Below are 24,825 nucleotides of genomic sequence, written 5' to 3' on the forward strand. Positions count from 1 at the left end.
CCCTCTTTCAGGGCCGTAATGACATCGCCCTGTGGCTCCAGCACCTGCCCGGGCGTGAGGTGGGCAGCATTGCTGAACAGGTGGATGCGGGCTGATTTGTTCAGTTCCCGCTCGTGGTAGATGCGGGCATAAAAGGCGCCGGATTCGGTTTCCGGCTCCGGGCTGGTGTCGTCACCTGCGTCACGGTAAGGCGCTGCGTAGCGGTAATGCTCCCCGGTGGTGACCGCATCGTTACGCACGCTGACCGTCGCATCCATCGGCGTGGAGGCAGTCCGGTAGTTGTAATCCCGCGTGGCGACGGTGCCGGTGGCAACCCTGTGCCAGGTCCGCACATCCCAGACCGATTCTGCCGCGCCGTCAAACAGGCCCGATGGCTCGCTGTAAGGCAGGCGCACGTCAAACCGGTAGTTAAGCTGGCTGTCGGCAAATATGTACGTATCCAGACCACGCACGTCGTCCATCTCCGTGCGCCAGTAAATGCCCACCTCGGACAGAATGCGCTGGATAAACTGTAAATCCGTCTCCCGCCACTGGGTGATAATTTCACGCGGCGGGTAGGTGCGCTCCAGCCTGAATTCAAAATCAGGTCCCTCCAGCCCGTGTCTGCGCAGCACCTGCTCAACCACCTCAGGAACGGACTGGTTCTGATATACCGCGCACTGCCGGGTGTATCCCAGCAGCGCCAGGCGCGAACTGAGCGTAAGACGGTAGTGAGACTGGTCCCTGGATGTGGACAGCCATTCCAGGCGGGTCACCCTGCCGTGGACATTTTTGCCGCTTCGCATCCGGAAGGTGGCATATTTCATCAGCACCTGTTCCGGGGGGATGTTCGCCTGCGGCGTGGTGAACTCAATGTCCCATCTGAACGGCTCACTCAGGGGTTCCCTGCCGCGAAAGCGCAAAACATCCGGCTTTACTGGACTGTCATTAATATCCAGAAAATAACGGGTCTGTCCGTCGAAAAGCGCCAGCCAGTTATCCATAACAAAGCCTTATTATCAGCATGGTTAAATCAGAATGGTTGCATGGAGAGACGGCGCTGTAAACGGTTGAAACACGTGTCAAATTCTGAAAATAAAGGGCAAATCTCAAATTACCATCACTCTCCGCAGCGCCTGCGCCAGCTGCACCCGCGTAAACGGCTTGCGCAGTAGCTGAACGTCCGGCAGCTGAGGATTATGCGAGGGCCGTAAATCCTGTCCGCTGATCAGCAGCACCGGAAGCTGCGGATAGTGGCTGCGCACATGGCTAATCACCTCGGCCCCGCTCAGGCTTCCCGGCAACATCAGGTCGCTGATAAACATGCCAATATCCGGCGACGCCGCCAGCATGTTCAGCGCCTGCTCGCCGTTTTCCGCTTCGAGCGTCAGGTAGCCAAGCTGGTGCAGCTGCTCGCACAGGGTCTGACGGACATCGGCTTCATCTTCCAGCACCAGTACCAGCCGCTCGTTATCGACGGAGGCGGTGGCAGAGAGCGTTTCATCTTCAGGAACTACAGGTAGCGTCGATCGCGGAAGGTGAAGCCGGACGGTCGTCCCTTGCCCCGGTGCGCTCTCGATCTCCACGCGGCCGCCGGACTGGCGCACAAAGCCGTACACCATCGACAGGCCTAACCCGCTCCCGCTCCCGGTCTGTTTGGTGGTGAAGAACGGCTCAAAGACGCGGGATTTCACCTCCTGAGACATCCCGCAGCCGCGGTCAATGACCTCCAGCGCCACCATATCCTGCCTGCGCCCGTCGCTGCGGGTGACGCGCTGATTCCAGGTGCGGATTTTTATCACCCCGCTTTGCCCTTCCATTGCATCGCGCGCGTTCATCACCAGGTTTATGATGGCGTTTTCCAGCTGGCTAACGTCTATCCAGGCGGGCCATGCCGGGGATTGCGCTTCGATCTCCAGGGTCAGGGTGGCAGGGAGGGAGTGACGCAGCAGTTCCCGGAGGTTCTCCAGCAGCGGCTGCATCTCTACCGCATGCGGGGTCAGGGATTGCTTGCGGGAAAACGCCAGCAGGCGCTGGGTCAGCAAGGCGCCACGCTCGGCCGCCTTCAGCGCCCGGGTAATGCGCGGCGCGTCGTTTGATTCGGGGTCGGTCAGCTCAAGGCTGCCGATGATCACCGCCAGCAGGTTATTAAAATCATGCGCCAGCCCGCCCGTCAGCTGTCCGACGGCCTTCATTTTCTGGCTGTGCAGGAGCGCCTCTTCCAGCCCCTGACGCTCAATGCGGTCGATCTCCATCTGCGTGGTTTTTTCTTTCAGCAGACGCGTGGTGTGCTCAAGCGAGGCGGTGTTGCGGGCAAAAACGTTGAACGCGCGCGCCAGTTCACCCAGCTCATCACGCCGCTGCAGCGCGGGAACGGAAACATCCTGTTCGCCGTGCGCAAGGCGTGACATCGCCCGGGAAATGGCCGTCAGGTTGGAGGCCAGATGGCGGTAGATATACCAGCAGGCACACCCGGTGATGATCAGCGCCAGCACGGCGAAAATGGTGATAAATACGCTGATGGATTGCAGTTCGTGATGGCTCTGGGCGGTGCGAAGCCGGGAGGCCTGCGCCACCTGCTCAACGTACTGATTAATATCGCTGTTGAGGATCGCCACCAGCGCCTTGATGTGGAACATGTACCAGCTTATCGCCAGATCGCTCTCCTCCAGCTGCTTCGACAGCGGGGCGAGCTGACCTAGCTCGGCATTAAAATCAGGCAGAACCGCCTTCACGACCGGCTGTGCGGCGCTCCGGGGCAGCATCGCGGCCACCGCGTCCAGCTGCTGAACGGTCGCACGCGGCGAGGGGGTGTCGATGGCGGCGGCGATTAGCCGGTCCATCTCCATCAGCTGCTGCGCATCCGGAACATTGCTGCCATAGCGGCGGTTGATGTCCTGCAGATGGCGCAGGTAGCTCTGGCTTTGGTACAGCGAGCTCAGCAGCGCGTTACGCTCCAGATGGCGTCGCTGTCCGCGCTCCAGCATCTCCGTCACGCTCTGCTGGAGCTCATTGCTTCGTTGAATAATACGCGCCACCAGCGCCGGCTCCTGCTGCGCCAGCGGCGCCTCCGCAAGCTGCTCCAGCGAGTGGCGCAGGGCCATTTGCGTCTGCTTCAGGCGCTCGGCTTCACCTTTATACTCGAGCGCCCCTACCACCTGCGAGAGCCGCACCGCCGCCGTTGCCACGCTGGCGGTGTCGCGGGCCAGGTTCATGCTGCCGGTCATGTCGTCCAGCGTTTGCTGCTGGACCTGCTCCTGGATTTGGCTGGCGTGGCGGAAGCCGAGCACCGCCACGCCGCTCACCATCAGCGTCACGGCGACCACCAGCAGATTGAAAATCAGCAGGCGGCCTCGGGCGCTGGCGAAGAACGGGGGGCGTGATGGCATGGGGTTGGGCTCCTTTGCGGTTTGGTGCCCTCACCCTGGCCCTCTCCCACAGGGAGAGGGAAAAGGAAAATGTGATGGCGATTAGCTATTCATAACTATGACAAATATGAACAGCTTCTGACATTTTGCATTTACGCACCTGTGATGAAGTGCAGAAATCGGCATTCACAGGAGATCCGCCATGAGCAGAACCCCGGTATTAGAGATGCGCAGCATTGCCAAAACGTTTGGCAGTTTCCACGCGCTCAAGGGTGTGGATTTGACGGTCTTTGCCGGTGAGATCCACGCGCTGATGGGTGAAAACGGCGCAGGCAAAAGCACGCTGATGAAAATCCTTGCGGGCGCCTATACCGCCACCGGCGGCGAGATCCTGATCGACGGCCAGCCGTTTCACATCAAAGGGCCGAAGGATGCGCTGGCCGCAGGCATCACGCTGATTTACCAGGAGATGCAGCTCGCGCCCAATTTGACCGTAGCCGAAAATATCTTCCTCGGCAGCGAGCTGTCGCGCGGCGGGCTGGTCCAGCGCAAGGAGATGGCCGCCCAGGCGCAGGCGGTGATTGACCGCCTCGGCGCGCAGTTTAGCGCCACCGATCTGGTGATGAAGCTCACCATCGCCGAACAGCAGCAGGTGGAAATTGCTCGCGCGCTGCACCGCAACAGCCGCATTCTGGTGATGGATGAACCTACCGCCGCCCTCTCCTCCCGCGAAACCCATCGCCTGTTTGAACTGATTTTGCGCCTGCGCGATGAAGGGATGGCGATCATCTATATCAGCCACCGCATGGCGGAGGTCTATGAACTCTCTGACCGCGTCAGCGTTCTGCGCGACGGGCAGTACGTCGGGAGCCTGACGCGCGACAAGCTGAACGCGTCGGAACTGGTGAAGATGATGGTGGGCCGCCCGCTAAGCGACCTGTTCAACAAGGAGCGTGATATTCCCCTCGGCAGTCCGCGTCTCAACGTCCACCACCTCACCGACGGTAAAAAAGTACAGCCGTGCAGCCTGCAGGTGCGTTCCGGCGAAATCGTCGGGCTGGCGGGACTGGTCGGGGCCGGACGTTCCGAGCTGGCACAGCTTATCTTCGGCGTGCGTAAAGCCACGGGCGGCATGATTGAGGTCGACGGCGAGCCGGTGGTGATCCACTCCCCGCGCGCGGCCATCGAAAACGGCATCGGTTTTCTCACCGAGAACCGCAAGGAGCAGGGGCTGTTTCTGGAGCTGGCGGCGCAGGAGAACATCACTATGGCGACGCTGGAGCGCGACGCCACCTTCGGCTGGCTGAACCGCAAAAAAGCCCAGTCCATTTCCGATGACGCCATTGCCCTGCTCAATATCCGCGTGCCCCATTCGCAGGTGCGCGCAGGCGGTCTTTCCGGCGGCAACCAGCAAAAACTGCTCATCTCCCGCTGGGTCGCCATCGGCCCGCGCATTCTGATTCTGGACGAACCCACGCGCGGCGTGGACGTCGGCGCAAAAAGCGAGATCTACCGCATCATGAACCAGATGGCGCGCAAAGGCGTGGCGATCCTGATGATCTCCAGCGAGCTGCCGGAAGTGGTGGGCATGAGCGACCGGGTTTACGTGATGCGGGAAGGCAGCATCGCGGGCGAGCTTCACGGGCGTGACATCTCTCAGGAAAACATTATGACGCTGGCAACCGGCGTGAACGACACTCATCATCAGGCGGTGCAATCATGACAACTCCAACCCATCCGCAGCAGGTGGCGAAATCCGCCTCCGCCAAAAAAATGCTGATGAGCGATCTGATGCAAACGGTCGGCATTTTGCCGATTTTGATCCTGATTGTGGCGGTATTTGGCTTTATTGCCCCGAACTTCTTTACCGAGAGCAACCTGCTCAACATCACCCGTCAGGCGTCGATCAACATCGTGCTGGCGGCGGGAATGACCTTTATTATCCTCACCGGCGGGATTGACCTCTCCGTAGGGTCGATTCTCGGCACCACGGCGGTGGCGGCGATGGTGGTGTCGCTCATTCCCGAATTCGCCGGGCTGTCCATTCCGGCCGCGCTGATGCTCGGCATGGTGCTGGGCCTGTTCAACGGCGCGCTGGTGGCCTTTGCCGGGCTGCCCCCCTTCATCGTCACGCTCGGCACCTATACGGCGCTGCGCGGCGCGGCCTATCTGCTGGCCGACGGCACGACGGTCATTAACTCCAACATCAACTTCGAGTGGATCGGCAATAACTACCTCGGCCCGATCCCCTGGCTGGTGGCGATCGCCCTGGCGGTCATTGTGGTGTGCTGGTTCATCCTGCGCCGCACCACGCTCGGCGTTCACATCTACGCCGTGGGCGGCAACATGCAGGCGGCGCGCTTAACGGGCATTAAGGTCTGGCTGGTGCTGCTGTTTGTCTACGGCATGAGCGGCCTGCTCTCCGGCCTCGGCGGCGTCATGAGTGCCTCACGCCTGTACAGTGCCAACGGCAACCTCGGCACGGGTTACGAGCTGGATGCAATTGCGGCGGTGATCCTCGGCGGCACCAGCTTCGTCGGCGGGATCGGCACGATCACCGGCACGCTGGTCGGTGCCTTGATCATCGCCACCCTCAACAACGGCATGACGCTGATGGGCGTCTCCTACTTCTGGCAGCTGGTGATCAAAGGGGCGGTGATCATCATTGCGGTGCTGATCGACAAATACCGTACCCGACACCATCAAAGTGCATAACAACAATACCCTACGAGTGAGGAAGACAAGATGCGTTTGAAACCCTTAGTGACCGCGCTCTGTGCTGGCGCGCTGCTTGCCGCAACGCCGTTTGCGCAGGCGAAAGATCTGAAGTCCATTGGCGTGACGGTGGGCGACCTGGCTAACCCGTTCTTCGTGCAGATCACCAAAGGTGCCGAGCAGGAAGCGCGCAAACTGGCGGGCGATAACGTCAAGGTGACGCTGGTCTCCAGCGGGTACGATCTGGGCCAGCAGGTGGCGCAGATCGACAACTTCATTGCCGCGAAAGTGGACATGATCATCCTCAACGCCGCGGACTCCAAAGGGATCGGCCCGGCGGTGAAGCGCGCGAAGGACGCCGGGATCGTGGTCGTGGCGGTTGACGTGGCGGCGGAAGGGGCTGATGCCACCATCACCTCCGATAACACCCAGGCGGGTGAGATGGCCTGTAAGTACATTACCGACCGCCTGAAAGGGAAAGGCAACGTGGTGATCATCAACGGACCGCCGGTCTCTGCGGTACAAAACCGCGTAGAAGGGTGCCAGACGGAGTTCAAAAAACATCCTGATATCAAGGTGCTCTCGGATAACCAAAACGCCAAGGGCAGTCGTGAAGGCGGTCTGGAAGTCATGACCTCCCTGCTGGCGGCCAATCCGAAGATCGACGGCGTGTTTGCGATTAACGATCCGACCGCGATCGGCGCCGATCTGGCGGCGAAACAGGCGCAGCGCAATGAGTTCTTTATCGTTGGCGTGGATGGATCGCCGGACGGTGAGGAAGCGCTGAAGCGCGAAAATTCCCTGTTTGTCGCAACCCCGGCGCAGGATCCGCAGGTCATGGCGGCAAAGGCGGTGGAGATCGGCTATGACATTCTCCAGGGCAAACCCGCGCCGAAAGCGCCCGTGCTGATCCCGGTGACGATGATCGATAAAAAGAACGTCGGCACGTATAAGGGGTGGACGGTTAAATGATCCTTTTCCCTCTCCCGCAGGGAGAGGGAACTGTTTTCAAGGAGTCCCCATGAAACGCTCCGACATCAATGAAATCCTCGGCCACACGCGGCAGTTTTTCTCCATGCACGACGTTCATCTCCCGCCTTTTGCCAGCTTTCCGCCAACGAAATGGCAGCAGCTTGACCAGGCCGCATGGCAGGAAGTGTTCGACCTCAAGCTCGGCTGGGACGTGACGGCGTTCGGCGGCAACAACTTTGCCGCTGAGGGCCTGACGCTGTTTACCCTGCGCAACGGCTCGCCCAACGGCGTGCCTTATGAAAAAAGCTATGCCGAAAAAATCATGCACGTGCGCGACGGCCAGGTGACGCCGATGCATTTTCACTGGCGCAAGCGCGAAGACATCATCAACCGGGGCGGCGGGAATCTGATCATTGAGTTATGGAATGCCGGAGCGCATGAAGAGACGGAAAACACCGACGTGACCGTCACCGTCGACGGCTGCCGCCAGACCCACGCCCCCGGCAGCCAGCTGCGCCTCACGCCAGGGGAAAGCATCTGCCTGACGCCCACTCTTTACCACAGTTTCTGGGGCGAACGCGGCTTCGGCGACGTGCTGGTGGGGGAAGTCTCCTCGGTTAATGACGATGAACACGACAACCACTTTTTGCAGCCGGTTGCCCGCTATAACAACATCGAAGAAGACGAACCGGCACTGCTGGTGCTGTGCAACGAGTACAACCTGTTCCGGATATAAGGGGTGAATGATGCCATTGATTTCTCTTGCCGACGGTCTTGCGCACGCCAGACAACACCGCTATGCGCTGGGCGCGTTTAACGTGCTCGACTCCCACTTCCTGCGCGCGCTGTTCGCCGCCGCAAAGCAGGAACGCTCGCCGTTTATCATCAACATCGCGGAAGTGCATTTTAAGTACGTGTCGCTGGATTCCCTTGTCGAAGCGGTGAAGTTCGAGGCCGCTCGCCACGCTATTCCCGTGGTGCTCAACCTCGACCACGGCCTGCATTATGACGCCGTCGTGCGCGCCCTGCGCTTAGGGTTTAGCTCCGTGATGTTCGATGGCTCTACGCTGAGCTATGAGGAAAATGTTCGCCAGACGCGAGAAGTGGTGAAGATGTGCCATGCGGTGGGCGTCTCCGTGGAGGCAGAGCTGGGCGCGGTCGGGGGTGATGAAGGGGGCGCCCTTTACGGACATGCGGATGAAGCCTTCTTCACCGATCCGCTGCTGGCGCGCGAATTTGTTGATTCAACCGGCATCGACGCGCTGGCCGTCGCCATCGGCAACGCACACGGCAAGTATAAAGGCGAGCCGAAGCTCGATTTCCCGCGTCTGGACGCCATTCGTCAGCAGACGGGGCTGCCGCTGGTTTTACACGGCGGCTCCGGGATTAGCGATGCCGACTTCCGCCGCGCCATCGAGCTGGGCATTCATAAAATCAATTTCTATACCGGCATGTCGCAGGCCGCGCTCGCCGCCGTGGAGCAGCGCATGGCGAACCGCCAGCCGCTGTACGACGAGTTTGCCGAACTGCTGCTCGGCATTGAAGAAGCGATTACCGATACGGTCGCCGAACAGATGCGCATCTTCGGCAGTGCGGGGCAGGCATGATGGAACGCAAAGGCATCATCGCCGCAGGCAATATGCTGGTGGACCACGTCCACCAGATCGTGCAGTGGCCGGAGCGCGGCTGGCTGGCGGAAATCACCCACAGCGAACGCTCAACCGGCGGCGCGCCGCTCAACGTCCTGCTGACGCTGGCAAAAATGCACGTTGGCCTGCCGCTGCAGGCGGTGGGGCTGATTGGCGAAGACGGCGACGGGGACTACATTCTGGCGATGCTCGACCAGTACCACGTCAACCGCCAGCGCGTACAGCGCACCACCTTTGCGCCAACCTCCATGTCGCAGGTGATGACCGACCCCAGCGGACAGCGCACCTTTTTCCACTCGCCGGGGGCCAACCGCCTGCTGGATCTTCCTGCTTTCGATCGCTTAGACGGATCGATGAAGATCTTCCATCTCGGCTATCTCCTGCTGCTCGACAGCCTGGATATGCCCGATGACGAGTTCGGCACCCGCAGCGCGCGGCTGCTGGCGCAGATGCGCGACCAGGGGTATGAAACCTCGCTCGATCTGGTTTCCCGCAAGGGCGACCCGCGCTATCAGCCGCTGGTGCTCCCTGCCCTTCGCCATCTCGACTATCTGGTGATTAACGAGCTGGAGGCCGGTGAGTTTAGCGGCCTGACAATGCGTGACGAAAACGACGCCCCGCACATTGCCCATATCGCGGACGCCGCGGCGCAGTTGCTGGCGGCCGGCGTACGCCAGCGGGTGGTGATCCACTGTCCGGAAGGCGCATGGGGAGAAGCTCGCGGTGAAGAGGGTCGCTGGATCCCGTCATGGATGCTGGAGCAGGAAGAGATTATTGGCAGCGTCGGCGCGGGCGATGCCTTTTGCGCGGGCTTTTTATACGGCTGCCATGAATCGCTCCCGCTAACAGAGAGTATTTATCTGGCGCACGCCTGCGCGCGGGCAAGCCTGCTGGCCGCCAATGCGATTGACGGCGCAAAAACGCTGGCCGAGCTGCAGGCGTTTATTCGCGAGAGCATTTAATTTAACAATAATTGCGATTTTTCATTACAGTTCTATGAATTTTATATTCCCGAACTACACTCTCTCCATCTGGCATATTCGGCGTGGGCAGCACTCTGTCCGCACGCTTTTCCGAAATGAGATAGAAAGAGGACAAGGGAAAAATGTTCGCAGTCATCATCATCGGTATTTTCATTATCAGCGTTATTTATGCGCATTCCCGCGGCAAAGAAAAACAGACGCTTTCCCGTCAGCTCTTCGACCATTCGACGTTTATGGCGCCCATCAATATGTTTATGACGGCGTTTTCTTCCCTGCCCGCCAGGCAGCCTTTCTTTGAAACAGAGCGCTTCCCGGAATTAAATAAGCTGACGGAAAACTGGCTGGTTATTCGCGAAGAGGCGCTGCGTTTGCAGCATCATATTAAGGCAGCGGAAAATAATAACGACGCTGGCTTTAACACCTTTTTTAAACGCGGCTGGAAACGTTTTTATCTGAAGTGGTATGCCGATGCCCATCCCTCCGCGCAGTCTTTATGCCCGGTGACGACCCGGCTGGTGAGTGAAATCCCCTCGGTGAAGGCGGCCATGTTTGCCGAGCTGCCGGCGGGTGCAAAGCTTGGCAAGCACCGGGATCCGTATGCGGGCTCGGTTCGTTACCATCTGGGCTTATTCACCCCGAATGACGATCGCTGCTTTATTGAAGTCGACGGGCAGCGCCACAGCTGGCGGGATGGTGAAGCCGTTATTTTTGATGAGACCTACGTCCACTGGGCAGAAAATAAATCGGATCAAACGCGCATTATTCTCTTCTGCGATATCGAGCGTCCGATGAAATGGCGCTGGGCGCAGGCGGTTAACCATTGGGTGGGAACCACGCTGATGTCTGCGGCCAGGTCACCGAATGACGAGAATGACAGCACCGGCGGCATTAACCGCATTTTTAAATACGTTCATGCGGGCCGCGAACGGGGGCAGCGTCTGAAAAAAAGGAACCGTAAGGCCTATTACGCCCTCAAGTATTTGTGCATCATCGCGATTTTTGCCGCCATCATTGTTCCGGCGATAACGTAAGCCTTATGCCGCCTGTTCGGGCCGGCTCACGTCAGTGGCAAACACGTAACCCAACCCGCGGATGGTTTTGATGAGCGCAGGCTGATGCGGGTTAGCCTCTATTTTCCGGCGCAGGCGCATGATCAGCACGTCAATCGTGCGGTCGAACACGTCGGCACTTTCGCTGTGGGTCAGCTCAAGCAGCCGATCGCGGCTCAGCACCCGGCGGGCATTTTGCGTGAGCGCCAGCAGCAGGCCGTACTCGCCCTGGGTTAAGGGCACGGTATTACGCTGCGGATCAATCAGCTCACAGCGGGTGGTATCAAGCGTCCATCCGTTAAACGCAATGCCCGCGACGGGCGCTGCGGAGGCTTCTGCCGCCAGCGCGCCCGTTCGGCGCAACACCGCTTTCACCCGGGCGACCACCACGCGCGGGTTGAACGGTTTGCCAATATAATCGTCGGCCCCCATCTCCAGCCCCACCACCACGTCTGACTCACTGCCCAGGCCGGTTAACATCACAACCGGTAGCGCCGGACGCTGCTTTTGCAGCTGCAGCAGAACCTGCAGGCCGTTGATATCCGGCAGCATCATATCCAGCAGCACAAGCGCGATATTCGGCTCCTGCTGCACCTGGCGCAGCGCATCCTGGCCGTTATGGCAGACAAGCACGCTAAAGACGTGCTCGCTCAGCACGTCCTGAAGCAGTTCGCAGACTGCCGTATCGTCATCAACCACCAGAATCGCCGGTTTCATCGTATGCTTCCGTCAGGGAATTATGTTAAGTCTGAACTATTCTGCCGTTGGCTCCAGTCAAATGGTTTTTTCAGTGACGGAAATTCAACCCATGTCACATCCGCCGCCCTGTCGACACGTCAATTTTGACGATTGACTGCTTTTTGTCAGGGTTTTCACCCCGGATGGGCCGTAAAGTCAGGGGATACCCATACAAAAAACATGGCATAGAAGCTGCATAGTGGGTGCGAACGATTCGATTAACTGGAGCAGACTGATGAAAAAAGTCGTCACGGTTTGCCCTTATTGTGCCTCAGGTTGCAAGATCCACCTGGTGGTCGATAACGGCAAAATCGTCCGGGCGGAGGCCGCACAGGGGAAAACCAACCAGGGCACGCTGTGCCTGAAAGGGTACTACGGCTGGGATTTTATTAACGATACCCAAATTCTTACCCCGCGCCTGAAAACCCCTATGATCCGCCGCGAGCGCGGCGGCAAGCTGGAAGCCGTCTCCTGGAACGAGGCGCTGGATTATGTCGCCACGCGCCTGAGTGCCATTAAGGCCAAGTATGGCCCGGATGCCATCCAGACCACCGGCTCTTCCCGCGGGACGGGAAATGAAACCAACTATGTGATGCAAAAATTCGCGCGCGCCGTTATTGGTACCAATAACGTCGACTGCTGCGCTCGCGTCTGACACGGCCCATCGGTTGCAGGTCTGCACCAGTCGGTCGGTAACGGCGCAATGAGTAATGCCATCAACGAGATAGATAATACCGATCTCGTCTTCATCTTTGGTTATAACCCGGCGGATTCTCACCCTATCGTCGCGAACCACGTTATTCGCGCTAAACAGAATGGGGCGAAAATCATCGTCTGCGATCCGCGCAAAATTGAAACCGCGCGCATTGCGGATATGCACATTGCATTGAAAAACGGCTCAAACATCGCGCTGTTGAACGCAATGGGGCACGTCATTATTGAGGAGAACCTGTACGACCAGGCGTTTGTCGCGACCCGTACAGAAGGCTTTGAAGAGTATAAGAAAATAGTCGAGGGCTATACGCCTGAATCCGTCGAAGCGATAACCGGCGTTAGCGCACAGGAGATTCGTCAGGCGGCCAGAATGTATGCCGGGGCAAAAACCGCCGCCATTCTCTGGGGCATGGGCGTGACCCAGTTCTACCAGGGCGTGGAAACCGTGCGCTCGCTCACCAGCCTCGCGATGCTGACCGGTAATCTGGGTAAAGCCCACGTTGGCGTGAACCCGGTGCGCGGTCAGAATAACGTGCAGGGCGCCTGCGATATGGGCGCGCTGCCGGACACGTATCCGGGCTACCAGTACGTGAAGTTCCCGGAAAACCGCGCCAAGTTCGCGAAGGCGTGGGGCGTGGAAAGCCTGCCGGAACACACCGGGTATCGCATCAGCGAGCTGCCGCACCGCGCGGCGCATGGCGAAGTGCGTGCGGCCTATATCATGGGTGAAGATCCGCTTCAGACCGACGCCGAGCTTTCTGCAGTGCGTAAAGGGTTTGAGGATCTGGAGCTGGTGATTGTCCAGGATATCTTCATGACCAAAACCGCGGCGGCGGCGGATGTCATTTTACCGTCGACCTCCTGGGGCGAGCATGAAGGCGTCTACACGGCGGCCGACCGCGGCTTCCAGCGCTTCTTCAAGGCGGTCGAGCCGAAGTGGGATCTGAAAACGGACTGGCAGATCATCAGTGAAATCGCCACCCGCATGGGCTACCCGATGCACTACAACAACACCCAGGAGATCTGGGATGAGTTGCGCAGCCTGTGTCCGGACTTCTACGGCGCCACCTATGAAAAAATGGGCGAGCTGGGCTACATCCAGTGGCCGTGCCGGGACGAGTCAGAGGCCGATCAGGGGACGTCCTATCTCTTTAAGGAGAAATTCGACACCCCGAACGGGCTGGCGCAGTTCTTCACCTGCGACTGGGTCGCGCCGATCGATAAACTCACCGATGAGTATCCGATGGTGCTCTCCACCGTACGCGAAGTGGGCCACTACTCCTGCCGCTCGATGACCGGAAACTGCGCCGCGCTGGCCGCGCTGGCGGACGAGCCCGGCTATGCGCAAATCAACACCGCCGATGCGGAACGGCTCGGTATTGAGGATGAAGCGCTGGTGTGGGTGAACTCGCGCAAAGGGCGGATTATCACCCGTGCGCAGGTCAGCGATCGTCCAAACAAAGGGGCGGTCTATATGACCTACCAGTGGTGGATTGGTGCCTGCAACGAGCTGGTAACAGAGAACTTAAGCCCGATAACCAAAACGCCGGAGTATAAATACTGCGCCGTTAACGTTGAGCCGATTGCGGATCAGCATGCGGCAGAACAGTACGTGATCGACGAATATAACAAGCTGAAAGCCCGACTGCGCGAAAGCGCAATGGGTTGAAGCCGTTAATTTATCGTTGAATAAAGGGAGTGAAATATTCACTCCCTTTTTATTTCCGAGTAACCCATCAATAATATCAATTAATATTCTGGAAAACGACTCGCAGAAATAATGTAATTTTCGCGAAAAAGAATTACATCTTTGCATTTTAATTCAGAGGGATAAGATATTCGGCGGGTGCTTAAGACTTTCTGTCTTGAGCATTGTTGAGGGACAGAAAGTAGAAAGCCCCGGGAAATTTTCATTTACCCGAGGCTACTCCCTCAACTCCAACAAGTTGAGAGTAGCCTGTTATTCTTTTTTTGACAAGGAGTAAAAGGCATGACGCCATTAAAAACTGCGTTAGGCATCGTCTTTATTATTTGCCTGACGATAGTGATCTTTACCTTTATTACTCGCGGCAGGCTCTGCGAGTTTTCAATAAAGAGTGAGCATCAGGAGGTGGCGGCTAAATTAGCCTGCAACCCAGGCTAACCTCTACGGGCGGAACAACGGTTCCGCCCGGCTTGTAGGATGCTGAGGTCTTAATGCACCCATTTTTTTCTTTTGCGCCCGCGATTATACTGCGCGGCGTGTACCCAGATGATAAGAATCCATGAAAGCCATTTTTCTGTTGTTAGTATTTTTAACGTCCTTCGCCCGCGCGGATGAGATAGGCAGCCAGTATCGGAAACAGGCGGAAGCCGGTGATGCGCGTGCCCAGTATTATCTTGCCGATACGTACTTCAGCTCCGGCGACAGCAAGCAGGCCGCGCTGTGGGCCGAGAAAGCCGCGAAAGGCGGCGATGTCGACGCCATGGGGTTGCTCTCGCAAATCCTCTTTACGCAGGGCAATTACACACAGGCCAAAGCCCTGGCACAGCAGGCAAACATTGCTGGCAGCAAACGCGGCGCGATCATGCTGGCGCGCATTCTGGTGAATACTCAGGCGGGGAAAACTGACTATCCCCAGGCCATCAGACTGCTGCACACGGCAACCGAAGATATCGACAGCGACTCTGCGGTCGATGCACAGCTGCTGCTGGGGCTGATTTATGCCAACGGCGTCGAGGTAGCGCAGGATGACGTGCAGGCCGCCTCTTGGTTCAAGCGGAGTTCAGCCCTTTCGCGTACCGGCTACGCCGAGTACTGGGCTGGGATGTTGTTCAGGCAGGGTGAGAAAGGCTTTATCACGCCAAATAAGCAGAAAGCGCTGTACTGGTTGAACCTGAGCTGTACTGAAGGGTTTGATACGGGGTGCGAAGAGTTTGATGCGTTGAGCGGGGAGTAAACCATTGCCCGGTGGCGCTGCGCTTACCGGGCCTACGGCTTGTGTAGGCCGGGTAAGGCGAAGCCGCCACCCGGCTTTTTACATCACTGGTCAGCCGTCTTATCAAAACGACCCAGCACCTCGCGTTCATACGCCAGCGCCTTTTTACGATCGAATTTGTGTTCCCACTTGGCGATAACCAGCACCGCCAGTGCATTACCCACCACGTTCAGCGCCGTACGCGCCATGTCGAGGATACGGTCCACACCGGCGATAAAGGCCAGGCCTTCCAGCGGAATGCCTACGCTGCCCAGCGTCGCCAGCAGTACCACGAACGAAACGCCCGGTACGCCTGCGATACCTTTAGACGTCACCATCAGGGTCAGCACCAGGACGATCTCCTGCCACAGCGACAGGTCAATGCCATACAGCTGCGCAATAAAGATAGCGGCGATACTCTGGTAGAGCGTGGAACCATCCAGGTTAAAGGAGTAACCGGTCGGCACCACGAAGCTGGTGATCGACGCTGGCGCACCGTAGGCTTCCATCTTCTCAATAATACGCGGCAGCACGCTCTCAGAGCTTGCCGTGGAGTAGGCCAGAATCAGCTCATCTTTCAGGATACGAATCAGGATCCAGATGCTCAGCCCACACAGACGCGCCACAATTCCCAGCACCACCAGCGCAAAGAACAGGATGGCAAAGTGCACCAGGAGCACCAGCTTCGCCAGCGGCCAGAGGGAGGCAAAACCGAAGTTCGCCACGGTGACGGCGATAAGCGCAAACACCCCTACCGGCGCGTAACGCATCACCATGTGGGTCACTTTAAACATGGTTTCGGAGATCGAGCGGAACACGGTCACCAGCGGTTCGCGGTGCGTCGCGGGCAGTGAAGAGAGCCCCAGACCAAACAGGACCGAGAAGAAGATAATAGGCAGCATCTCGCCCTTCGCCATCGACGCCACGATGTTGGTCGGTACCAGAGAAAGGATCGTGCCCATCAGGCCGTGTGCATGGCTTTGCACGTCAGCGGTCGTACTTTGGTATTTCGAAATATCCACCGTCGCCAGCTGCGACATATCAATCCCGGAACCCGGCTGGAACACGTTCGCCAGGGTAATACCGAGAATGATCGCAACCGTAGTGATCACTTCGAAATAGATAATGGTTTTCGCACCAATACGGCCTAACTGCTTCGCATCGCCGACGCCTGCAATACCCACCACCAGCGTCGAGATCACAATCGGTACTACGATCATCTTGATCAGGTGAATAAAGATATCCCCTGCCGGTGAAAGCAGGTTCGCAATCAGCCAGTCGCGGCTGTCGCTGTGATAGTGGAGGTAACTGCCCAGCAGGATGCCCAGCACAAGGGCGATTAAGATCTGCCAGGCCAGGCTGACTTTAACGTTTTTCATAGAAACTGACTTCCTCAATGAAGCGCCTTATTCACTCAAACTGCATGAATATGGGGACATACTGAAAGGGTATGAATTGTGTTGCGTCGATTTATGGGATTTTTTAACGCGGCGTATGAGTATCATTTGCGCGGCCTGTTGCGCAAGCCTTAAAGAACGACGCATTTCACTCGTAAAAGCGTCTGTGACGGGAGTTTCTCCTGATTCTAATAAATAACCTTTTGTTATAAAAAACCTTTTTTAAACATAAATGTGAATAATCGTCAGCATAAATTATTTTCCTTCAAAGTTTCATTCGCTCATTTTTCAACCTGTTCAAACAATGCGTGATCTGTCGCCCAAATAATAAACAAAGCTTGTAAAGCCCCTACTATTAACGTTTTTGCGACATATTATTAACATCTTACAAGGAGAAAAAAAGCCATGAGCCAAATACACAAACATGACATTCCCGCAAACATTGCGGACCGTTGCCTGATCAACCCGGAGCAGTACCACGAGAAATATCAGCAATCTATTACCGCCCCGGACACCTTCTGGGGTGAGCAGGGCCATATCCTTGACTGGATCAAACCTTATCAGAAGGTAAAGAACACCTCCTTTGCGCCCGGTAACGTCTCCATTAAATGGTATGAAGATGGCACGCTGAACCTGGCGGCAAACTGTCTGGACCGTCACCTTGCCGCGCGCGGGAACGAGACGGCGATTATCTGGGAAGGCGATGATGCCTCGCAGAGCAAACACATTACCTATAAAGAACTGCACCGCGACGTGTGCCGCTTTGCCAACGTCCTGCTGGATAAAGGCATTAAAAAAGGCGACGTGGTCGCTATCTATATGCCGATGGTGCCGGAAGCGGCGGTGGCCATGCTGGCCTGTGCGCGTATCGGCGCGATTCATTCCGTTATTTTCGGTGGGTTCTCGCCAGAGGCGGTTGCGGGTCGTATTGTCGATTCAAGCTCAAAACTGGTGATCACCGCCGATGAAGGCGTGCGCGCAGGACGCAGTATCCCCCTGAAGAAAAACGTCGACGAAGCGCTGAAAAACCCGAACGTCAACACGGTCAGCAACGTCATCGTCCTTAAGCGTACCGGCGGCAAAATCGACTGGCACGAGGGGCGCGACCTGTGGTGGAGCGACCTGATTGAAAAGGCGAGCGACCAGCATCAGCCGGAAGAGATGAACGCGGAAGATCCGCTCTTCATTCTTTACACCTCTGGCTCAACCGGCAAACCGAAAGGCGTGCTGCACACCACCGGCGGTTATCTGGTCTACGCGGCCACTACCTTCAAATACGTCTTCGACTACCACCCGGGCGACATCTACTGGTGTACCGCCGACGTGGGCTGGGTCACCGGACACAGCTACCTGCTGTACGGCCCGCTGGCCTGTGGCGCCACCACGCTGATGTTTGAAGGCGTGCCGAACTGGCCGACCCCGGCGCGTATGTGCCAGGTGGTCGACAAACACCAGGTCAACATTCTCTACACCGCACCAACGGCCATCCGCGCCTTAATGGCGGAAGGCGACAAAGCCATCGAAGGCACCGACCGCTCTTCATTGCGCATCCTCGGTTCCGTGGGTGAGCCCATTAACCCGGAAGCCTGGGAGTGGTACTGGAAGAAAATCGGCAACGAGAAATGCCCGGTCATGGACACCTGGTGGCAGACCGAAACCGGCGGCTTTATGATCACCCCGATGCCGGGCGCCACGCAGCTGAAAGCGGGCTCGGCAACGCGTCCGTTCTTCGGCGTACAGCCTGCGCTGGTGGATAACGAAGGCAACCCGCTGGAAGGGGCCACCGAAGGCAACCTGGTGATCACGGACTCGTGGCCGGGTCAGGCGCGTACCCTGTTCGGCGATCACGATCGCTTCGAGCAGACCTACTTCTCGACCTTTAAAAACATGTACTTCAGCGGCGACGGCGCGCGTCGTGATGAAGATGGCTATTACTGGATCACCGGACGCGTGGACGACGTGCTGAACGTCTCCGGCCACCGTCTGGGCACCGCGGAGATTGAATCGGCGCTGGTGTCGCATCCGAAGATTGCCGAAGCCGCCGTTGTCGGCATTCCGCACAACATCAAGGGCCAGGCAATTTACGCGTACGTCACCCTGAACCACGGGGAAGAGCCGTCGCCAGAGCTCTATGCTGAGGTGCGCAACTGGGTGCGTAAAGAGATTGGCCCGCTGGCGACGCCGGACGTGCTGCACTGGACCGACTCGCTGCCGAAAACCCGCTCCGGCAAAATCATGCGCCGTATCTTGCGCAAAATCGCGGCAGGGGACACCAGCAACCTCGGTGATACCTCAACGCTCGCGGATCCTGGCGTGGTGGAAAAACTGCTCGAAGAGAAGCAGGCCATCGCAATGCCTTCCTAGTGTTTTCTCCCTCTCCCCTCACCCTCTCCCCATAGGGGAGAGGGGATAAAAACAAACCAACCTTACCTTTGGAGACTCTGTGATGAATGACCATATTTGTCAGCAGATAGAGAATAGTGCGCACTACAGGGAGCTCGTCGATAAGCGGCAACGGTTTGCCTTCACCCTTTCCATCATCATGCTGATTATCTATGTCGGCTTTATTCTGCTGATCGCCTTTGCGCCGCACTGGCTGGGCACCCCGCTGCACGAGGGCACCAGCGTGACGCGCGGTATTCCCATTGGCATTGGCGTCATCGTGATTTCATTTGTGCTGACCGGCGTTTACGTCTGGCGCGCGAACGGTGAATTCGATCGCCTTAATAAAGCGGTACTGCAAGAGGTAAAAGCATCATGAAGAGAATTCTGACGGCGCTCGCCGCCACGCTTCCCTTTGCCGCCCACGCGGCAGATGCGATTACCGGCGAGGTACAGCGCCAGCCAACCAACTGGCAGGCGATTGTGATGTTCCTGATTTTCGTGGTGCTGACGCTGTACATCACTTACTGGGCGTCGAAACGCGTGCGCTCCCGTAACGATTACTACACCGCAGGCGGCAACATTACCGGCTTCCAGAACGGGCTGGCGATTGCGGGTGACTTTATGTCCGCCGCCTCGTTCCTCGGGATCTCCGCGCTGGTCTACACCTCCGGCTATGACGGCCTGATTTACTCCCTCGGCTTCCTCGTCGGCTGGCCGATCATTCTGTTCCTGATTGCCGAGCGCCTGCGCAATCTGGGCCGCTACACCTTCGCCGACGTGGCCTCGTATCGCCTGAAGCAGGGACCGATTCGCACCCTCTCCGCCTGCGGTTCGCTGGTGGTGGTGGCGCTGTACCTGATTGCGCAGATGGTGGGCGCGGGTAAATTGATCCAACTGCTGTTCGGCCTGAACTACCACATCGCGGTGGTGCTGGTGGGCGTACTAATGGTGATGTACGTGCTGTTCGGCGGCATGCTGGCGACGACCTGGGTGCAGATCATCAAAGCCGTCCTGCTGCTGTTCGGCGCCAGCTTTATGGCCTTTATGGTGATGAAGCACGTCGGGTTCAGCTTCAATAACCTGTTCACTGAAGCCATGGCGGTCCACCCGAAAGGGGAAGCCATCATGAGCCCGGGCGGGCTGGTGAAAGACCCGATATCGGCCCTGTCGCTCGGTCTGGGCCTGATGTTTGGTACCGCAGGCTTACCGCATATCCTGATGCGCTTCTTCACCGTGAGCGACGCGCGTGAAGCGCGCAAGAGCGTCTTCTACGCAACCGGCTTCATGGGTTACTTTTATATCCTGACCTTTATTATCGGCTTTGGTGCGATCATGCTGGTGGGGGCAAACCCGGCGTTTAAAGATGCCGCGGGCGCGCTGATTGGCGGCAATAACATGGCGGCGGTGCATCTGGCCGACGCGGTGGGCGGCAACCTGTTCCTCGGCTTTATCTCAGCCGTGGCCTTCGCCACCATTCTTGCGGTGGTTGCGGGTTTAACGCTGGCCGGGGCGTCGGCGGTTTCGCATGACCTCTACGCCAACGTCTTCCGCAAAGGCGCGAGCGAGCGCGATGAGCTGAAGGTTTCTAAAATCACCGTGCTGGTGCTGGGCGTCGTGGCGATCCTGCTGGGCATTCTGTTCGAGAAGCAAAACATCGCCTTTATGGTGGGGCTGGCCTTCTCCATCGCGGCAAGCTGTAACTTCCCGATCATCCTGCTCTCCATGTACTGGTCGAAGCTGACCACCCGTGGCGCGATGATTGGCGGCTGGCTGGGGCTGCTGACGGCGGTGATCCTGATGATTCTGGGCCCGACGATTTGGGTGCAGATCCTCGGTCACGCAAGCGCCATCTTCCCGTATGAATATCCGGCGCTGTTCTCCATTGCCGTGGCGTTTATCGGTATCTGGGTCTTCTCGGCTACCGACAATTCGCCGGAAGGTAACCTGGAGCGCGAGAAATTCCGCGCCCAGTTTATTCGTTCACAAACCGGTCTTGGCGTTGAGCAAGGCCGCGCGCACTAAACCTTTCTCCCCGGCCATTCTGGCCGGGGAGCTTAAAACATCACCCACGCCACCAGCGGCGCAATCAGCACCATCACCACGCCCGACAGCATCATCACCAGGCTCGCGACAACCCCCTCCTGCTGGCCCAGCTCATAGGAGCGTGCCGTGCCCGCGCCGTGCGACGCCGCGCCAAACCCCGCGCCTTTGGCCATTCCTTCCCGAATAGAAAGCCGCAGAAAGAGCATATCGCCCACCGCCATCCCAAAGACGCCCGTCACCACCACAAACAGCGCCACCAGGTCCGGCTGTCCGCCGAGGGGTTTCGCCGCCGCGAGCGCAAACGGCGTGGTCACCGAGCGCACGGCCAGGCTGCGCTGAATTTCATCGGGCAGCGTAAACAGTCTCGCCAGCCAGACGGAGCTACAGACCGCGACCACCGTAGCGGTGATCACGCCTGCGCTGAGCGACATCCAGTGGCGCCTGATAATCGCCAGGTTGTCGTAAACGGGCACGGCAAAGGCGATGGTCGCCGGGCCGAGCAGCCACAGCAGCCAGTGGGATTCACCAATGTAGTTCTGCCAGAAGATATGGCCGAAGACCAGCATCAGCACCAGCAGGATCGGCGTGAAGACCAGCGGCATCAGCGGCAGCGCATGAAACCGGCGATACAGCCGCTTGTTGGCAAAGTAGATCGCCAGCGTCGCGATCAGGCACAAGACGCTGATCTGAAAGTTAGTCATGTTTGTGCCTGCTGATTTCAAAGCGATACACTTTATCCACCACCCAGGCGGTCGCTCCCAGCACCATCAGCGTACTCAGCGCGATCACCGCGAAGATGCGCCAGCCGTCCACCATCAACAGCTGCGCATAGTTCACCACCGCCACCACGGCAGGCACAAAGAACAGCAGCATCTCCGCCAGCAGCCAGCGCGCCCCGGCGCGCACCCAGTTAAGGGGGATCACGCGACAGAGGATGAGCGTCAACATCAGCAGCATCCCCACCAGGTTGGCAGGCAGCGGCAGGTGGAGCCAGCCGACAAGATATTCGGCGAAAACAAACAGTCCCGCGTAGAGCAGTACCTGAACCGGGACCTGGAGTCGTTGCACAACGGCAGGCGTAACACGGCTTAACGCCACGGCCATGGGGGTTTTCCTCAAAAATGAGACGAGGCGCCAGTATAGTGAGCGCACGGTATGGACTGAAATGAATTAAAATCATCACAGGTATAGTTTCGAGGAATAATCATGGACATAAGAACGCTGCGCTATTTTGTCGAAGTGGTTCGCCAGCAAAGTTTTACCCGCGCAGCGGAGAAGTTGTTTGTTACCCAGCCCACCATCAGCAAGATGCTGAAAAACCTCGAAGATGAACTTAACTGTACCCTGCTGATCCGCGACGGGCGCAAGCTGCTGCTGACCGACACCGGACGCGTGGTGTTCGAACGCGGGCTGGCCATTCTGGCGGAGTTCCGCCAGCTGGAAGCGGAGCTGGACGATATTAATCATCTGACCAAAGGGGTGCTTCGCCTCGGCATTCCCCCGATGGTCGGCATGATGATGGCCGGGCCGATCGGCCTGTTTCGCCAGCGCTATCCTGGCGTAGAGCTGAAGATTTCGGAGTTTGGTGGCTTAACCGTCCAGCAGGCCGTCACTAACGGCGAGCTCGACGTGGCCATGACCGCCCTCCCCGTTGAGGAAGAGAGCGGCCTGGCGACGCTTCCGCTCTTTAGCCACCCGCTGTGCGTGCTGGTTCCCCGCTCCGGCGACTGGCTGAAAAGGGACGCGGTGAAGCCTGAGCTGCTCGGCGAACACCCTCTGCTGATCTACAACGAAGACTTCGCCTTAAGCCGCCAGCTGATGACGCTGTTTAACCAACATAACGTCAAGCCACGCATCGCGGTGCGCAGCGGTCAGTGGGATTTCCTGGCCGCGATGGTGCAGGCGGGCGTGGGGATTGCCATTCTGCCGCAGCCGATTTGCGAGCGTCTGGATAAAAACACGCTGCGCTGGATCCCGCTGGAGAGCGATCTGCACTGGCAGTTAGGGATGATCTGGCGTGAAGGGGTCTATTTGTCGCAGAGCGCGCAGGCGTGGCTGCAGTGTTGTGAGGGGTTTTGGGTGCGGTCTGAATAGTGCCCGGTGGCGCTGCGCTTACCGGGCCTACGTTCGAACCGTAGGCCGGGTAAGGCGAAGCCGCCACCCGGCAAAACAGCGCTACTGATTCTCTATCAGCAGCGCTTCCAGCAGGTCCAGATCGTGCAGCAGCTTTTGCAGCGTCTCGTTGCTGATCTGGCGCGTGGCGCGCAGGTGATACAGTTCGGCACGCTCTGAGCGCAGCGCGGCCAGACGGAACCGGCGTTCCAGGTTCTCCTCCTGCAGCGAGCTTTCTACATCGTTACGCCCGTCCGCGCGGCGACGCAGGTTACCAATTACGCGGGAACTCACCTCCGTCAGCAGCTGATTGTCGATGTTCTCTTCCGCATCCGCGGCCAGGCGCTCTTCCATTTTCTGGATGGCGACAATCGCCACTTCGGCGGTCGCAGCACGCGCAATACGCTCTTCCTTGTGCTGCTGGGTCGAATCGCCAACATCAATATGCTGGAGCAAAATCGGCAGCATAATCACGCCGACGAACAGGGAGAACAGAATCACCCCCGCCGCCAGGAATACCAGCTCGTAACGCGCCGGGAAGACATCGCCCGTCGGCAGCAGCAGCGGAATGGAGAGCACACCGGCGAGGGTTATCGCCCCGCGTACGCCCGCAAAAGAGGCAATCAGCAGCTCACGCGTTGTCCACGAGCCGAACTCCATCGGTTTTTTCTTCAGGAAGCGGACGCTGAAGTTTTTCATCGTCCACAGCCAGCCGAAACGCACCAGCATCAGCGCCAGGTAGATCAGCACGATGTCGGTAAACAGCATCCAGACCTCAACGTTCGGATCGGCCTCCGCCGCCACCAGCGAGGATTCCATAATGCCCGGCAGCTGCAGGCCCAACAGCAGGAACACCATGCCGTTAAAGACAAACTCCAGCATCGCCCAGGTGCTGTTGGCACGCAGGCGCATCGCCAGCGGCGCGCGGCGCATCACGCCGGAGCGGGTGATGGTCATCCCTGCCGCGACCGCGGCCAGAATGCCCGACACGCCGATATGTTCGGCAATCAGATAAGAGGCGAACGGCAGCAGGAACAGCAGCACGATCTGCGTCGCGGGTTCATCGCCGCCCCAGCGGCTGAGGAAGCGCAATGAGCGGCCGTACAGCCAGCTCACCACGAAGCCCGCGAGAATACCGCCGATGGCTACCTTAAAGAACTCCAGCGTCGCGCCGCCGACGGTAAAGACCATCGTGCCCATCGCAACGGCCACGGCAAACTTCAGGGCAACCAGGCCGGAGGCGTCATTCATCAGCGCCTCACCCTGTAAAATCCCCATGATTTTCTTCGGAATGCGGCCTTCGCCCACAATGCCGGACAGCGCCACGGCATCGGTTGGCGACAACACGGCGGCCAGCGCAAAGGCAGGAATTAACGGGATACCCGGTACCGTCCAGTAGATCAGGAAACCAATCCCGACGACGGTAACCACCACCAGCGCAAGCGCCAGGCCGAAGATCTCTCGCCCGTGCTCAAGGAACTCGCGCGTGGGCGTTTTCCAGCCATCGGCAAACAGCAGTGGCGGGATGAACAGCACGAGGAACAGTTCGGGGTCAAATTCCACGTGCAGGCCAAACGTTGGCCACGCCAGCAGCGCGCCGATGGCAATTTGCATTAATGGCAGGGGGACCTGAAAGGGCAGTACGCGTGTAACCACCCCGGATAGCGAGACCACAAGGGTCATGATGAGTATTGTGAAGAAGATTTCCATGCGTTCCCTGTTTGCTGTGTTGCTTATGTACTCCGGAAGGCGTCGTGCCTTTTA

General features: G+C 58.4%; 21 protein-coding genes. 14 read left to right on the plus strand and 7 right to left on the minus strand.

From position 1 onward, the window contains the following. Both ACOTXT_RS06520 and ACOTXT_RS06525 read right to left on the minus strand, forming a co-directional pair. On the minus strand, positions 1–983 hold a 983-nt coding region (locus ACOTXT_RS06520; protein ID WP_421625294.1), incomplete at its 3' end, for a type VI secretion system Vgr family protein. Positions 984–1,088: 105 nt separating this feature from the next. Next, a complete protein-coding gene (locus tag ACOTXT_RS06525) occupies positions 1,089–3,368 on the minus strand; it encodes an ATP-binding protein (RefSeq protein ID WP_055322261.1) in 2,280 nt (759 codons plus the stop codon). 181 nt (positions 3,369–3,549) lie between these two features. Here ACOTXT_RS06525 and ACOTXT_RS06530 point away from each other — a divergent pair, with 181 nt between their 5' ends. From ACOTXT_RS06530 to lpxO, 7 genes are all read left to right on the plus strand, one after another. Further along, entirely contained in the window at positions 3,550–5,070 is a 1,521-nt protein-coding gene (locus ACOTXT_RS06530; protein WP_021242933.1) for a sugar ABC transporter ATP-binding protein, read from the plus strand. Further along, on the plus strand, positions 5,067–6,062 hold the full coding sequence (locus tag ACOTXT_RS06535; protein WP_008500046.1) for an ABC transporter permease subunit: 996 nt from the start codon (positions 5,067–5,069) through the stop codon (positions 6,060–6,062). The genes ACOTXT_RS06530 and ACOTXT_RS06535 overlap by 4 nt, the downstream gene beginning before the upstream one ends. Positions 6,063–6,092: 30 nt before the next feature. Further along, positions 6,093–7,034 carry an ABC transporter substrate-binding protein gene (locus ACOTXT_RS06540; RefSeq protein ID WP_055322260.1) on the plus strand — a complete coding sequence of 314 codons (942 nt, stop codon included), beginning with the start codon at positions 6,093–6,095 and terminating at the stop codon, positions 7,032–7,034. Between the two features lie 49 nt (positions 7,035–7,083). After that, a complete protein-coding gene (locus ACOTXT_RS06545) occupies positions 7,084–7,770 on the plus strand; it encodes a D-lyxose/D-mannose family sugar isomerase (RefSeq protein WP_023293504.1) in 687 nt (228 codons plus the stop codon). A gap of 10 nt (positions 7,771–7,780) precedes the next feature. Then, on the plus strand, positions 7,781–8,641 hold the full coding sequence (locus tag ACOTXT_RS06550; RefSeq protein ID WP_055322259.1) for a ketose 1,6-bisphosphate aldolase: 861 nt from the start codon (positions 7,781–7,783) through the stop codon (positions 8,639–8,641). After that, positions 8,638–9,645 (plus strand): carbohydrate kinase family protein, encoded by a 1,008-nt coding sequence (locus ACOTXT_RS06555; protein WP_023293506.1) that lies wholly within the window; start codon positions 8,638–8,640, stop codon positions 9,643–9,645. The genes ACOTXT_RS06550 and ACOTXT_RS06555 overlap by 4 nt, the downstream gene beginning before the upstream one ends. A gap of 143 nt (positions 9,646–9,788) precedes the next feature. After that, on the plus strand, positions 9,789–10,697 hold the full coding sequence (gene lpxO, locus ACOTXT_RS06560; protein ID WP_021242939.1) for a lipid A hydroxylase LpxO: 909 nt from the start codon (positions 9,789–9,791) through the stop codon (positions 10,695–10,697). A 3-nt stretch (positions 10,698–10,700) separates the two neighbouring features. Here the strand turns inward: lpxO and ACOTXT_RS06565 are convergent, their stop codons facing one another. Beyond that, positions 10,701–11,432, minus strand: coding sequence for a response regulator (locus ACOTXT_RS06565; protein ID WP_023293508.1), 732 nt, complete (start codon positions 11,430–11,432; stop codon positions 10,701–10,703). Between the two features lie 256 nt (positions 11,433–11,688). On the opposite strand from ACOTXT_RS06565, the gene fdhF reads away from it, so the two are divergent. From fdhF to ACOTXT_RS06580, 3 genes are all read left to right on the plus strand, one after another. Continuing rightward, on the plus strand, positions 11,689–13,836 hold the full coding sequence (fdhF, locus tag ACOTXT_RS06570; RefSeq protein WP_084831941.1) for a formate dehydrogenase subunit alpha: 2,148 nt from the start codon (positions 11,689–11,691) through the stop codon (positions 13,834–13,836). Between the two features lie 321 nt (positions 13,837–14,157). Then, positions 14,158–14,310: a Hok/Gef family protein gene (locus ACOTXT_RS06575; RefSeq protein ID WP_032650616.1), complete on the plus strand. Its 153-nt coding sequence runs from the start codon at positions 14,158–14,160 to the stop codon at positions 14,308–14,310. A gap of 121 nt (positions 14,311–14,431) precedes the next feature. Then, the gene (locus tag ACOTXT_RS06580; protein ID WP_055322339.1) at positions 14,432–15,106 is read left to right on the plus strand and encodes a tetratricopeptide repeat protein; all 675 of its coding nucleotides are present in this window, start codon (positions 14,432–14,434) and stop codon (positions 15,104–15,106) included. Between the two features lie 83 nt (positions 15,107–15,189). On the opposite strand, the gene gltP is transcribed toward ACOTXT_RS06580, so the two are convergent. Further along, complete coding sequence (gene gltP / locus ACOTXT_RS06585) at positions 15,190–16,503, minus strand: glutamate/aspartate:proton symporter GltP (RefSeq protein WP_008503398.1); 1,314 nt, start codon at positions 16,501–16,503, stop codon at positions 15,190–15,192. Positions 16,504–16,926: 423 nt separating this feature from the next. Between gltP and acs the strand changes: the two genes are divergently transcribed. From acs to actP, 3 genes are all read left to right on the plus strand, one after another. Then, positions 16,927–18,885: an acetate--CoA ligase gene (acs, locus tag ACOTXT_RS06590; protein WP_008503397.1), complete on the plus strand. Its 1,959-nt coding sequence runs from the start codon at positions 16,927–16,929 to the stop codon at positions 18,883–18,885. An 82-nt stretch (positions 18,886–18,967) separates the two neighbouring features. Continuing rightward, the gene (locus tag ACOTXT_RS06595) at positions 18,968–19,282 is read left to right on the plus strand and encodes a DUF485 domain-containing protein (RefSeq protein ID WP_008503396.1); all 315 of its coding nucleotides are present in this window, start codon (positions 18,968–18,970) and stop codon (positions 19,280–19,282) included. Further along, positions 19,279–20,928: a cation/acetate symporter ActP gene (gene actP, locus ACOTXT_RS06600; RefSeq protein WP_008503395.1), complete on the plus strand. Its 1,650-nt coding sequence runs from the start codon at positions 19,279–19,281 to the stop codon at positions 20,926–20,928. Before ACOTXT_RS06595 ends, actP begins: the two co-directional genes overlap by 4 nt. A 32-nt stretch (positions 20,929–20,960) precedes the next feature. On the opposite strand, the gene ACOTXT_RS06605 is transcribed toward actP, so the two are convergent. Both ACOTXT_RS06605 and ACOTXT_RS06610 read right to left on the minus strand, forming a co-directional pair. Then, positions 20,961–21,650 (minus strand): LrgB family protein, encoded by a 690-nt coding sequence (locus tag ACOTXT_RS06605; protein WP_333165064.1) that lies wholly within the window; start codon positions 21,648–21,650, stop codon positions 20,961–20,963. Continuing rightward, complete coding sequence (locus tag ACOTXT_RS06610; protein WP_021242769.1) at positions 21,643–22,053, minus strand: CidA/LrgA family protein; 411 nt, start codon at positions 22,051–22,053, stop codon at positions 21,643–21,645. Before ACOTXT_RS06610 ends, ACOTXT_RS06605 begins: the two co-directional genes overlap by 8 nt. A gap of 102 nt (positions 22,054–22,155) precedes the next feature. Here ACOTXT_RS06610 and ACOTXT_RS06615 point away from each other — a divergent pair, with 102 nt between their 5' ends. Then, complete coding sequence (locus tag ACOTXT_RS06615; protein WP_021242768.1) at positions 22,156–23,043, plus strand: LysR family transcriptional regulator; 888 nt, start codon at positions 22,156–22,158, stop codon at positions 23,041–23,043. A gap of 81 nt (positions 23,044–23,124) precedes the next feature. Here the strand turns inward: ACOTXT_RS06615 and ACOTXT_RS06620 are convergent, their stop codons facing one another. Continuing rightward, positions 23,125–24,771, minus strand: a complete 1,647-nt coding sequence (locus ACOTXT_RS06620; protein WP_008503391.1) for a Na+/H+ antiporter — start codon at positions 24,769–24,771, stop codon at positions 23,125–23,127. Between the last annotated feature and the right edge of the window lie 54 nt (positions 24,772–24,825).

The organism is Enterobacter cloacae complex sp. IR5422 (assembly GCF_049238165.1).
GTDB classification, from domain to species: Bacteria; Pseudomonadota; Gammaproteobacteria; order Enterobacterales; family Enterobacteriaceae; genus Enterobacter; species Enterobacter roggenkampii.